The sequence below is a fragment of the Streptococcus sp. 1453 genome, from assembly GCF_013276955.1.
Classification (GTDB): domain Bacteria; phylum Bacillota; class Bacilli; order Lactobacillales; family Streptococcaceae; genus Streptococcus.
The window spans coordinates 22260-35010 of sequence record NZ_VMLZ01000020.1; the positions used below are offsets into that span (position 1 = coordinate 22260).

Genomic DNA, 12751 nt, shown 5'->3' on the forward strand with positions numbered 1-12751 from the left:
TTTACTGTAATTTTACTATTATACACACGTTCAATTAGTTTCAAACATTTTTAGACCCATTTCAAACGCTCTTTAAATTCAGAATATAGAACCTAAAATAATTTTGTATAAAATACATTTATAAAATATGAGCAATGCTTATGTAGCTTAATTTTTCAAACTATTATTCTAATTTTTTATTCAAAAGACTACTATTTTTTTCGCTTTTATGGTAAAATTTTCTATGGAGAAGGAAAATAGAGGTAAAAATATGGCAATTCCCAAATATCAATACATAAAAGACGAATTAAAAAATAAAATCATCTCTGGGCAGTTTAGCAGTGGAGATAAATTTTACACTGAAGCAGAGCTCATTTCAATGTACGATGTCAGTTCTATCACAGTTGTCCGCGCCTTAAACGACCTTGCTAAAGATGGCTATATTGTCCGCCAACAAGGAAAAGGAACCTTCGTTTCACGTGCACGCAAACACAAGCTTGTAGAGTTTTCGGATATTGAACTCTTTAATGCTAAAGATGATAAGGTAACTGTTCTTTCAATTGAACGCGGAAACAAGCTCGTTTACTTGGAAAAATTGGGTCTACGCGGCGATCAATTTTACTACAAGATTGAACGTATCCGCGAATCAAACGGTGTCGTTTATATCTACCATACATCCTACATCCCAGAACAATACATCAACGCAAATTATCCAAACCTTGAATACTATAGTTCTATCTATAACCGTTTCAAGTTAGACTACCACATTCACATGAATGATGAACACTTTGAAGAAATCAATGAAATAGTCTTTCCAACTCCAGAACATGCGGCTTCAGTCCTCGGAGTCGATGAACAATTCCCTACTGTTCTACAAACTAAAATCACCAAACTCGAATCAACTGGTCAAGTTTTAGGATACAGTGAAACTTACAAACGATCTGATTATTACAAGATTAAATTCATCTCATGTGACCGTGATCACTAAGAAGAAAGCCTGAGCCTAATCGCTTGGGCTTTTTCTATGATTATTATATGACATTAAAAGTATATTTTCTATATGTAAATTAAGATAGATTAAATTTGTTTAAATTTTACTAAAATATTAGGGATCTTTTTATCAAAAAACACTTTAAGACAAAATAAAAATCGAAGTTCTGCTACTCCTATAAATGGAGTAATAGAAATTCGATTTTTATTCTAATTATCCTAATCCAAGACGTTCAAAGATGTCATCCACTCGTTTAGTGTAATAAACTGGGTTGAAAATTTCGTCAATTTCTTCTTGAGTGAGGCGTGAGGTCACTTCTGAATCTGCTTCAAGAAGTGGTTTGAAGTCCACTTGATTATCCCAAGAGTAGGCTGTTTTTGGTTGTACCAAGTCATAGGCTTGCTCACGGGTCATCCCTTTTTCAATCAAGGTCAACATAGCGCGTTGGCTGAAAATCAAACCAAATGTCGAGTTCATGTTGCGGATCATATTTTCTGGGAAGACTGTCAAGTTTTTGACAATATTTCCAAAACGGTTAAGCATGTAATCAATCAAAATGGTCGTATCTGGTGTGATGATACGCTCAGCTGATGAGTGTGAAATGTCACGTTCATGCCAGAGAGCGACGTTTTCATAGGCTGTAATCATGTGACCACGGATAACACGCGCAAGACCTGTCATGTTTTCAGAACCGATAGGGTTGCGTTTGTGAGGCATTGCTGAAGAACCTTTTTGCCCTTTGGCAAAGAATTCTTCCACTTCGCGTTGCTCAGACTTTTGCAAACCACGAATCTCAGTCGCCATGCGTTCGATTGAAGTCGCGATACTAGCAAGGACTGCAAAATACTCAGCGTGAAGGTCGCGAGGAAGCACCTGTGTAGAGATTTCTTGAGCACGGATACCAAGTTTATCGCAGACGTATTGTTCAACGAATGGCGGGATGTTGGCAAAGTTACCAACCGCACCAGAAATCTTACCAGCTTCCACACCAGCAGCCGCATGCTCGAAACGCTCGATATTGCGCTTCATTTCGCTGTACCAAGTCGCCAATTTAAGACCAAAAGTTGTCGGCTCAGCATGCACACCGTGGGTACGACCCATCATGATGGTGAACTTGTGCTCCTTAGCCTTATCAGCGATGATGTTGGTGAAATTTTCAAGGTCACGACGGATGATGTCATTGGCCTGCTTGTAAAGGTAACCGTAGGCAGTATCCACCACGTCAGTAGAAGTCAAGCCGTAGTGGACCCACTTGCGCTCTTCGCCAAGAGTCTCAGAAACTGCACGTGTAAAGGCAACCACATCATGGCGAGTCTCCTGCTCAATCTCCAAAATACGGTCGATGTCAAAGTCCGCCTTCTCGCGAATCAAAGCCACATCTTCCTTAGGGATTTCCCCCAACTCAGCCCATGCCTCGTCAGCCAAGATTTCCACCTCAAGCCAAGCACGGTATTTATTTTCTTCACTCCAAATGTTCGCCATCTCAGGGCGAGAGTAACGGTTGATCATGTTGTTTCTCCATATCTATTAAATTAAAAATACTATAAAAATTTAAACAAAATTCTTAAATAATTTACTTTCAATATATACTTCTATATTTGTTTAAGAGATAAGTATAAAATGATTTTATTTTTCCAACTCGTGCAATAAAGTAAGTCGACTAATTATTATTTCCTATAACGAATAGCATATCGTTTCATATTTAATTCTTCAAGATACTCATCAAATTTAACTTGATTAATCTTGAAAAATGGTTTTTCTTTTATTATATCTTTCCGATCAGTACTCTTAATATCTTTAAGTTGTTTTAAACGATTAACTAACCACGGATTAATAATAAAGTTCTTACGACCATCACAAATACTAAACAAGCCAAAAATACTATCTGGGTAAATTATTTCTCTAAGTAAAACTTCCCCCTCACTATCTGATAACTCTAAGAGTTCCTTAGGGAAACTATACAGTTGAGAGGGATCAAGCATATTATTAATTTCCTCAAATCCAAAAATAATTAAACCCTCACCTTTCGGGTTATTACAACCCTTAGAATATTCTTGTGCAATTTCAAGACTAGAATCTCCGACAGATACCGAAATAAACTTAGATTTATATTTTTTGAATTCTGAATCGCTCTCCCCATCAATATGTTTAACTATTTGGCTCATCTCATCATCTAAACAAACTTCATTTTCTCTGTAAAAATTTACCCCTTTTTGACCAACAATGAAAAATTTATTTAATTTCTTCTCTAAAAACACCTGAGTATCTTCTTCCATCAAATTCAGAATATCTCCGCGATAATAAGTAAAATACTCTAGACTTTCATTAATTACACTGATATATTGTTTAAACAAATCAATTATATACGTTTCGAGAGTAATAAACTCATAGTTATCCTGATTAGTAATTGTTTTGAAACTAATTCCCTCAAAATCATCGAAAAGTCTATTATTTTTAAACTTATCTGTTTTTTTCATTTAAAATTCCTTATCTTTTATCTGTAATAACTTGTCTTCTTTTGCTAGTATCAACGATTACTGTAAACATATTCCTTCAACAAAAATCCCTGAAAATAAATTTAATTGTTACATATTATGCTTGATATTATTGATTAATTTTATTTCTTCAGAAGTATAAGCAGAATAGTTTAATTGTTTTTTCATCATCAAGTCAAATATTATTTTTTGGTTTTTTCCGATATGTAATAAAATAATCCAAACAATAAAACCAAAAACAAACAAGATAACTGAAAATAAAAATTTATTCATAATATCTATGTTATCAGAAAAAAGAGATTTAAGAGAGATCGAAAATAAAGCTAAATTTAGTAATAACTGAATTCTATTTTTTGATAAATTCCAGTACAAATCAAAATAATCTGAATTAAAATCATCTCTGAATTTCATGCTACTAGTAATTTTGTGCGACGCTACAAATATTTCATAAAAATAATCAAGTATTACATTTGAAACAATCAATATAAAGAAACTCTGAAATATTTCTGATACCACTACGCCAAGAAGAATAGAGTAAAAAGCAATACCAACTATTATTAATACTATTATTTTTTTCACCTAAAAATCTATCCCTTTCCCAAACTCATCCACACTATCTGGCACATCACTAAACAAAGTCACATGTCCCATCTTGCGGTTGTACTTCGCTTCTATTTTACCATACATGTGGAGGTGGGCGCTTGGATTTTCTGCGACATATTTTTCAGCAGCCTCGACGTGCTGACCGAGGACATTGAGCATAACAGCTGGGGCATGCAGTTTGATGGCTGGTAATGGTGCTCCGAGAACACCTAAAATATGGGTGTCAAACTGCGAGAAATCACAGGCTTCAATAGAATAGTGCCCAGAGTTATGTGGCCGTGGGGCGATTTCATTGACAATAATGTCATGAGCAGTCGCAAACATTTCCACACAGAGAGTTCCAGACAAGTTCAGCTGTTCTGCGATTCGCACTGCCATGGCTTTGGCCTTGTCTACTAAACTCTCAGAAATGCGAGCAGGCACAATGGTTTTTGAAAGAATGTTGTTTCGGTGAATATTTTCCTGAACTGGGAAAACCGTAACATCCTTGCCATTTCCTGATACGATAACCGAAATCTCCAGGTCAAAGTTGACGAATTCCTCTAAAACGCAGTCTGCTGACTCGGCTAACGCATAGGCTTCTTCTAAATCTTCTGCTGAACGAATGACCTTTTGTCCATGCCCATCGTAGCCACCAGTCGCAGTCTTGAGGACATAGTTTTTGGCCAGGTCAATCTCCGCCAAGTCTTGGCTAGAAGTCACAACCTTATAAGGCGCCACAGTGACTTGTGCCTTATTTGAGAGAAAATCCTTTTCAAAGATGCGATTCTGTGAAATGCGGAGCAGGTCTGTCCCTTGAGGGAGTTGTCCATCCTTGATGACAGCATCCAAACCGTCAGCATCGACATTTTCAAACTCATAGGTGAGGACATCGCAACGCTCAGCCAACTGACGGAGGGCGTCTACATCGTTATAAGGAGCCACGATGATTTCCGCCACGCGAGAGGCCGGGCAATCAGTCACAGGATCCAACGCGATAACCTTGTGGCCCATGTAGATAGCAGAAATAGCCATCATTTGACCCAGCTGGCCGCCACCGATAATTCCGATTGTTTTAGATGAGCTCATTCGTCGACTCCTCTGCAATTTTTCCTTGTTCTTCTGCGAAATCTGCTAAAGCTGTCGCGATATCCTGATCCTCTACCGAAAGAAGACGGAGGGCGAAGAGAGCCGCATTGGTCGCACCTGCTTCACCGATAGCCATTGTCGCAACAGGCACACCGCCCGGCATTTGTACGATAGAGTAGAGTGAGTCCACACCGCTAAGAGCACGAGATTTAACGGGCACACCAATAACTGGAAGTGTTGTTTTGGCAGCTACCATACCTGGCAAATGGGCTGCGCCTCCGGCGCCTGCGATGATAACCTTGATGCCACGGCTACGTGCCTCTTCTGCATGCTTGAACATGAGGTCTGGTGTACGGTGGGCAGAAACAACTTTCTTTTCGTAGGCTACACCAAAGCGGTCTAGGACTTCTGCTGTTTTTTGCATGGTTGCCCAGTCGGATTTTGAGCCCATGATAATGGAAATTACGAGTTTCATTTCTTCTCCTTTTTCCTCTTTTTCAACAATCACCTTAGGTTGTAAGGAACGGAAGCAAATCTTCGGTTTCATTCCTAAACTTTGAGCCTAAGGTCTCAAAGTTTCCCCCTGACCAGAACATTCACTGTTCTGGTCTTTTCACCACGACGACCATTATCGTATTTGGCGACTGCGTCGCGTTATTCTTATATCTTTACTTAATTGCCTTGCTTCCGATATCTGTTCGGTAGAAGAGTCCTTCTATTTTTTGTTGGGATAGTTCTTGGTAGATGCTGGCTTGGGCTTCTTTGACGGTATCTGCTATGGTAACGAGCATATAAACTCGTCCACCGTTTGACAGCAGTGCTCTGCTATTTTCAGCAAACTTAGCCCCTGCATAGTAGGTGATAATGTCACCATCGGTTTTGGCTGGCAACTTGACACCTTTTTCATAGTCTAGCGGATAACCGTTGGATGCGACAACCACACCCAGAGTCACACCCTTGTCCAGCCACGTGATCTTCGGCTCCTTGCCATCCAAAATGTCAGTAATGTTTTGTGCAAAGTCCGATGTCAAACGAGGTAAGATAATCTGAGTTTCGGGATCTCCAAAACGAGCATTGAACTCGATGACCTTCGGCCCGTCAACTGTCAAGATAAGACCTGCGTAAAGAACTCCCAGATAAGGACGACCTTCTTTAATCATCCCTTCAAGGACTGGCTTGACAATAGTCTCCACTGCCGTGTCAACTACATTCTGTGTCAAGTGTGGAACTGGTGCATAGGCCCCCATCCCACCAGTGTTAGGGCCCTTGTCCCCGTCGTAGGCACGTTTGTGGTCCTGAGCCGTTGGCATGATGTAGAACTTATCACCATTGACAAAGGCAAAGAGAGAGAACTCCTCACCGTCAAGGAATTCCTCGATGACCACACGCGCACCTGAGTCACCGAATTTATTGTCCAAAAGCATCTCGTGAGCGGCTTCGACTGCTTGCTCAACCGTCTCAGCAACAACGACACCTTTTCCAAGCGCTAAGCCATCCGCCTTGACTACGATAGGCGCACCCTGCTTTTCGATATAGGCCTTGGCTTCCTCAAAGTCGGAAAATGTGCCATAGGATGCTGTCGGAACGCCGTATTTGACCATGATTTTCTTGGCAAAATCTTTGGACCACTCCAGTTCCGCTGCCAGTCTTGTCGGACCAAAGGCTTTGAGCCCAGCTTGGTTGAAGTCATCTACGATTCCAGCAGCAAGGGCATCATCTGGACCAATGAAGGTCCAAGCAATATCGTTGGCCTTTGCGAAGTCAATCAATTTAGAATGTTCGGAAATAGAGATATTTACCAATTCCAAACCATCCAGAGTCATCCCATCATTCCCAGGAGCAACAAAAACCTTTTCTACCTCTTTTGACTCAAGCAACTTCTTAGCAATCGCATGTTCACGACCACCTGAACCTACAATAAGCAGTTTCATTTTTCAACCTCTTTTGCGAATTATTTAATAACATTATATCACAAACGTTCGTTTTAATCTTGTTTCACTCCGCATTTTTACGCAAAAAAAGAAAGAAACTGTTTTCTTCCCTTTAACGTTCTTAATGTCTAAAATGTCTCACTCCTGTGAAGACCATGGTCAAGCCATATTTATCCGCCGCTTCGATGGATTCCTGATCACGGACCGATCCACCTGGCTGGATGATGGCCTTGATTCCTGCTTTGGCGATTTCTTCCACATTATCCGCAAATGGGAAGAAGGCATCCGAAGCAAGAACAGCACCGTCCAGACGGTCTTTAGCTTGGTCAATGGCAATACGAACAGAAGCCACACGGTTGGTTTGACCTGGGCCAACACCCAGTGTCATGTGGTCATTGGTGATGATGATACCATTTGATTTGACGTACTTGATAGCTTTCCAAGCGAACTCAAGAGCAGTCGCTTCTGTCTCAGTTGGCTGGCGTTTGGTCACCACTTGCCAGTCAGCTGGGCTTTCTTTGACCACGTCTTGGTTTTGTACCAGAAGTCCACCGACAACACCTGTGTATTCTGCTTCCACTTCGCTAGCTTCTTGAGCATCAAATGGCAAGGCAAGGATACGCAAGTTTTTCTTTTTATTAGTCAAAATAGCTAGCGCTTCATCCGTATAGCTTGGTGCGATGATGATTTCAAGGAAAACACCATGCATCTTCTCGGCTGTCGCAGCATCTACCTCACGGTTGAGAACGACAATTCCACCAAAGATAGACACTGGGTCAGACTCATAAGCGTAGTCCCAAGCAGTCTCGATGTCATCAGCCTGACCGATTCCACATGGGTTCATGTGTTTGAGAGCCACAACGGTTGGACGGTCTTTGAAATCACGAATAATACGAATGGCAGCATCCGTATCACGGATATTATTGAAGGACAATTCTTTACCATTGAGCTGTTTAGCCGAAGCAATCGAGTAGTCTGTTGGCAAGGCTTTTTGGTAAAAGTCTGCATCTTGTTGAGGATTTTCACCGTAACGCATAGCCTGTTTGAGGTCATAGGTCAAAGTCAACTTTTCAGGTTTGCTTTCCCCCACTTGAGCTGTAAAATACTCTGCAATCAAGGCATCATAAGCCGCCGTGTGTCGGAAAACTTTTGCTGCTAAACGTTGACGCGTTTCGTAACTTGTTTCTCCATTTGCTACCAATTCGTCAAGAACCACAGCGTAGTCAGCTGGATCTACCACAACCGTTACGCTAGCGTGGTTCTTCGCTGCAGAACGAAGCATAGATGGACCACCGATATCGATATTCTCCACCGCATCAGCATAAGTCACATCTGGTTTGAGAATCGTTTCCTTGAATGGGTAAAGGTTAACTACCACAAGGTCGATAAGCTCGATTTGATTGTCTTTGGCCGCTTCCAGGTGACTATCCAAGTCACGACGAGCGAGGAGTCCACCGTGGATATTTGGATGAAGGGTCTTGACACGACCGTCCATCATCTCTGGGAAGCCCGTCACATCATCGATCGCAATGGTCTCCACCCCAGCATTGTCAAGGGCAACCTTTGTCCCACCTGTCGAGATAATATCCCAACCAAGTTTTTTAAGTTCTTGGGCAAATTCAACAATGCCCGCTTTGTCTGAGACGCTGATTAAGGCGCGTTTAGTCATTATATTCTCCTTTTTAATCATTAGTTAAACACCAATTAAATCCAGTAACAGTAAAATAAGATAAGCAAAACCAAGGCTAAGCATACCTAAGATATTGACCCATTTTCTAGTCTGTGATTTGAACACTCTTATAAAAATTTGATAAATCAGCAAGCCTACACAGACGCCTAGCGTATTTAAAGCCAAATCCGTTATATCTGTTATACCTATTGCTAAAATATACTGTAAGCACTCAAACAATAAACTAATCAAGAAACCTGTCCCGACTATTTTTAAACTAGATAAATTAGTTTTTATCAGAGGGAAACAAACACCTAATGGAATAAAGGAAATCAGATTAAATAACATTTCAGCAAAAACAATTTTTCCATCTACTATTAGTGGTTCTGAAAATGGAATCCAATTGATATACCTTGGAGCTAAGAAAAATGCTATAAATTCAGGATTTGTTTCAAACTTAAATAAGATTCCCCAAGTTAATAACATCATATAGACATAAAATACATATCGAGTTGTTTTTTTAGATTCTAACATTACAAATACCTCAGTTTGAAGCCGTATTCAACAAGCACTGACTCCAATTTTGAATCAAAGATATCATATGAATCAACAAAAAGTCAATCTGTAAATAGAGCCTTCACTACTTCTGGATACAACTTGTACTCTGCCTCATGAATACGAGCTTCAAAACTGTCAATCGTATCATCAGCCAGCCGTGGCACACGCACTTGTTTGATAATCTTTCCTGTATCCACACCTGAGTCCACCCAGTGAATGGTCACACCAGACTGATCCACGCCAGCATTCCAAGCGTCCTCAATCCCATGAGCTCCTGGAAATTCTGGCAAGTAGGCTGGATGAATGTTGATAATTCGACCTTCATAGGCTGCCAGTAAAGTAGGCCCAACAATTTTCATGTAGCCTGCTAGACAAACCAAGTCAATATGGTGCTCTTCCAAGAGTTCGACAAGGGCTGCTTCGTAGTCTGCCTTACTCTCAAACTCCTTGAGTTCAAAAGCATAGGACAGAACGCCAAGCTTGTCTGCACGTTCGAGCACATAGGCGTCACGATGGTCTGAAAAGACAAACTCTACTGGAAATTGTTCCGCTATCACCTGAAAATTTGAGCCATTACCAGAGGCAAAAACCGCTATTTTTTTCATTTGATGATGACACTTTCGTTTTCTTTCTTGACGATGCGACCAATTTCATAGACTGGTTCATCCAACAATTCCTTGATGCGATCTACATTCTCAGTGCTAACTGCAAACATAAGCCCCACACCCATATTGAAGATTTCAAACATTTCTTCGTGTTTGATCTGACCGTATTTTTCAAGGGCTTTGAAAATCGGTAAAACTGGAACCTTGTCTTCCTCAATCTCAGCAGCCAAGTCAGCTGCAAACATACGAGGGACATTTTCGATAAAGCCACCACCAGTGATGTGGGCAATGCCGTTGATCAACTCTTCCTTGATGAGTGGCAAAACAGCCTTGACATAGATACGAGTCGGCTCAAGAAGAACTTCCTTGAGTTGCTTGCCTTCCAATTCTGGCAAGATTTCCTCACCTGTGTAATCCGCAAAGACACGACGGACGAGAGAGTAACCATTGGAATGAATCCCACTTGAAGCAAGTCCGAGAAGAACATCTCCTTCTGCCACCTTTGAACCGTCAATGATTTGAGATTTTTCAGCCACACCGACCGCAAAACCAGCCAAGTCATAGTCATCTTCGCCGTACATGCCAGGCATTTCAGCCGTTTCCCCACCAATGAGGGCAGCGCCTGCCTGCACACAACCTTCTGCCACACCAGCGACAACTTGTTCTAGCTTAGCTGGTTCATTCTTCCCTGTCGCTACGTAGTCAAGGAAATAGAGGGGTTCCGCACCCGCAGCGATGATATCATTGACACACATGGCCACACAGTCCTGACCGATAGTATCGTGCTTGTCGTATTTGATAGCCAACATGAGTTTGGTTCCGACACCATCAGTTCCTGAAATCAAGACAGGTTCTTTGACACCTGTTTTTGAAAGGTCAAACATACCACCAAAACCACCAAGAGCTCCCATAACACCTGCACGCTCCGTACGAGCCACGTGCTTTTTGATTCGTTCAACAACTTCATAACCCGCTTCAACATCCACGCCAGACTGGGCATAAGCATTTTTATTTGCCATTTTATTTTTCCTTTTCTTTGAGAAGATTGCGACGTATTTTTAGATAAACAATTATTTTATCTAATACTCAATGAAAATCAAAGAGCAAACTAGGAAGCTAGCCGCAGGCTGTACTTGAGTACGGCAAGGTGAAGCTGACGTGGTTTGAATTTGATTTTCGAAGAGTATAAAAATACTAGTCAGGGCTCTAGCTTTGCCCCATAGGAGAAAGCGTCTACTGACAAATGCTTTAGCTTTTAGTCAGTAGTGAGACGTGGAGCATAAGCATTTTTTGTCATTTTTATATTCCTTTTCTTTAATGGAGAATCTGTCATCTATTTGTAAAAACTGATCTTTTCTTCCAAACTTCTACGATAGTCTTCTTCATAGTCGTAGAGAGGTGTTGGGTAGTCACCGTCAAAGTAAGCGACACAGAGACCACCATTTGGCGCATCTGTTTCAATCCCAATCGACTCAATCAAGCCCTCAACAGAAAGATAGGTCAGACTGTCCGCACCAATGATTTGGCGAGTTTCTTCAACCGTATGATTGGCTGCAATCAGCTCCTGACGGGTCTGGATATCAATCCCGTAGAAGCATGGATAAGCTAGCGCTGGACTGCCAATAGCAACGTGAACCTCAGTTGCACCCGCTTCTTTCAAGAGCTGAACGATACGACGAGAGGTTGTTCCACGTACAATAGAGTCATCAATCATAACCACACGCTTGCCTTTTACAACACCAGAAACAGCAGATAGTTTCATCCGCACACCTTGCTCCCGCAATTCTTGAGTCGGTTGGATAAAGGTGCGTTGGGTGTATTGGTTCTTGATGAGGCCCATTTCATTTGGTAGCCCGGACTCTTCCGCAAAGCCCATGGCTGCGCTGAGGGAAGAATTGGGTACACCGACCACGATATCCGCCTCATGCTTGAATTCACGCGCCAATTGGGCACCCATACGTTTACGTGCCGTATGGACATTGACACCATGAATGTTAGAATCAGGGCGAGCAAAATAGATATACTCCATAGAACAGATTGCTAACTGAGTATCATCTGTATAGCTATCATACTGGATTCCCTTGTCATCAATGATCACAATCTCACCTGGCTTCAAATCACGAATCCACTCTGCACCAATGACTTCAAAAGCACAAGTTTCAGAGGAAACCACCACCGCTCCATTAGCCATTTTACCGATCGAAAGGGGACGGAAGCCATTAGGGTCAAGAGCCGCAATCAACTTGTCCTCAAACAGCAAGATATAGGCAAAACCACCTTTGACAAGGCTGAGCGCTTCCTTGATTTTGCCCATCAGGCTAGGATTGTGACTGCGACGAATGAGATGAGCCAAGATTTCCGAGTCCGAAGTCGCACTGAAAATCGCTCCTCTTTGTTCCAGTTCTTTCTTGAGAGAGGCTGCATTGGTCAGATTCCCATTATGAGCCAAGCCAAACTGCATATCGTGAAAACGGAAGAGGAAGGGCTGGATATTATCTACAGAAGCTTCGCCAGCAGTCGCGTAACGAACATGCCCAATCGCACTAGTTCCTGTCAATTTATCCAAATTAGCTGGATTTCTGAACACTTCTGATAAAAGCCCCATGTCACGATGGCGCTTCAATTGCCCCTGATCATTGGAGAGGATTCCCGCCCCCTCCTGACCACGGTGTTGAAGACTGTGGAGACCAAAATAGGTCAACTTAGCAGCATCTGGATGTCCCCAGATACCGAAAACACCACATTCTTCATTAAGAGATTTTACTTCGTATGTCATTTTTTATACCTAATTTTCATTTGTAATCACCAAGAGCTAAATCTACATGACTTTTACATTACTGATACTATCTATT

At 41.5% G+C, this 12751-nt stretch carries 12 protein-coding genes; 1 reads left to right on the top strand and 11 read right to left on the bottom strand.

From position 1 onward, the window contains the following. The first annotated feature begins 250 nt into the window (after nucleotides 1-250). Nucleotides 251-967, top strand: coding sequence for a GntR family transcriptional regulator (locus HW098_RS09335; RefSeq protein ID WP_049512623.1), 717 nt, complete (start codon nucleotides 251-253; stop codon nucleotides 965-967). Between the two features lie 216 nt (nucleotides 968-1183). Here the strand turns inward: HW098_RS09335 and purB are convergent, their stop codons facing one another. The 11 genes from purB to purF all read right to left on the bottom strand — a co-directional run bounded on the left by purB (nucleotide 1184) and on the right by purF (nucleotide 12675). Further along, entirely contained in the window at nucleotides 1184-2479 is a 1296-nt protein-coding gene (purB, locus tag HW098_RS09340; protein WP_176139926.1) for an adenylosuccinate lyase, read from the bottom strand. Between the two features lie 158 nt (nucleotides 2480-2637). Further along, nucleotides 2638-3447 carry a hypothetical protein gene (locus HW098_RS09345; RefSeq protein WP_176139927.1) on the bottom strand — a complete coding sequence of 270 codons (810 nt, stop codon included), beginning with the start codon at nucleotides 3445-3447 and terminating at the stop codon, nucleotides 2638-2640. 108 nt (nucleotides 3448-3555) lie between these two features. Then, nucleotides 3556-4044: a hypothetical protein gene (locus HW098_RS09350; protein WP_176139928.1), complete on the bottom strand. Its 489-nt coding sequence runs from the start codon at nucleotides 4042-4044 to the stop codon at nucleotides 3556-3558. Further along, nucleotides 4045-5136, bottom strand: a complete 1092-nt coding sequence (gene purK, locus HW098_RS09355) for a 5-(carboxyamino)imidazole ribonucleotide synthase (RefSeq protein WP_176139929.1) — start codon at nucleotides 5134-5136, stop codon at nucleotides 4045-4047. After that, the gene (gene purE / locus HW098_RS09360) at nucleotides 5123-5611 is read right to left on the bottom strand and encodes a 5-(carboxyamino)imidazole ribonucleotide mutase (protein WP_176139930.1); all 489 of its coding nucleotides are present in this window, start codon (nucleotides 5609-5611) and stop codon (nucleotides 5123-5125) included. Before purE ends, purK begins: the two co-directional genes overlap by 14 nt. A 193-nt stretch (nucleotides 5612-5804) precedes the next feature. Next, nucleotides 5805-7067 carry a phosphoribosylamine--glycine ligase gene (gene purD / locus HW098_RS09365; protein ID WP_176139931.1) on the bottom strand — a complete coding sequence of 421 codons (1263 nt, stop codon included), beginning with the start codon at nucleotides 7065-7067 and terminating at the stop codon, nucleotides 5805-5807. A 121-nt stretch (nucleotides 7068-7188) separates the two neighbouring features. Continuing rightward, entirely contained in the window at nucleotides 7189-8736 is a 1548-nt protein-coding gene (gene purH / locus HW098_RS09370; RefSeq protein WP_176139932.1) for a bifunctional phosphoribosylaminoimidazolecarboxamide formyltransferase/IMP cyclohydrolase, read from the bottom strand. A 24-nt stretch (nucleotides 8737-8760) separates the two neighbouring features. Beyond that, nucleotides 8761-9270 (bottom strand): VanZ family protein, encoded by a 510-nt coding sequence (locus tag HW098_RS09375; RefSeq protein WP_176139933.1) that lies wholly within the window; start codon nucleotides 9268-9270, stop codon nucleotides 8761-8763. A gap of 83 nt (nucleotides 9271-9353) precedes the next feature. Beyond that, nucleotides 9354-9899 (bottom strand): phosphoribosylglycinamide formyltransferase, encoded by a 546-nt coding sequence (gene purN / locus HW098_RS09380; RefSeq protein WP_176139934.1) that lies wholly within the window; start codon nucleotides 9897-9899, stop codon nucleotides 9354-9356. Then, nucleotides 9896-10918 (bottom strand): phosphoribosylformylglycinamidine cyclo-ligase, encoded by a 1023-nt coding sequence (gene purM / locus HW098_RS09385; RefSeq protein ID WP_176139935.1) that lies wholly within the window; start codon nucleotides 10916-10918, stop codon nucleotides 9896-9898. Before purM ends, purN begins: the two co-directional genes overlap by 4 nt. 314 nt (nucleotides 10919-11232) lie before the next feature. Next, nucleotides 11233-12675 (bottom strand): amidophosphoribosyltransferase, encoded by a 1443-nt coding sequence (gene purF / locus HW098_RS09390; RefSeq protein WP_176139936.1) that lies wholly within the window; start codon nucleotides 12673-12675, stop codon nucleotides 11233-11235. Nucleotides 12676-12751 lie beyond the last annotated feature (76 nt).